The sequence below is a fragment of the Falsiroseomonas sp. RANM36 genome, assembly GCF_056682175.1.
Genome location: NZ_JBWXTD010000080.1, coordinates 1 through 242, shown reverse-complemented (window position 1 = coordinate 242; position 242 = coordinate 1). Strand labels below are relative to the sequence as shown.

Sequence of the window (242 nt, the reverse complement as noted above, 5' to 3'; positions counted from 1 at the left end):
CGGCGCGGCGGTGAAGCGCCAGCACGAGCCGCAGAGGGTCATCGGCGATTTCATCGCGGCCGAGATCGCCGAGAAGCAGGCGCGGTCGATCAAGTACCAGATCACGCTGGCCAAACTACCGTTGGCGAAGGACGTAGAGGAGTTCCGGTTCGACGGCACGCCGATTAACGAGACGCTGGTGCGCGACCTGGCGAGCGGGAACTTCCTCGCGCAGCAGGGCAACGTGGTGCTGGTGGGCGGCA

Annotated in this window: 1 protein-coding gene; it reads left to right on the top strand. The window is 66.1% G+C overall.

Annotated features, from left to right (window positions below; genetic code table 11):
- The coding region (locus AC1MIR_RS27930) for an ATP-binding protein (RefSeq protein ID WP_480031423.1) at positions 1 to 242 on the top strand (242 nt) is incomplete at both ends.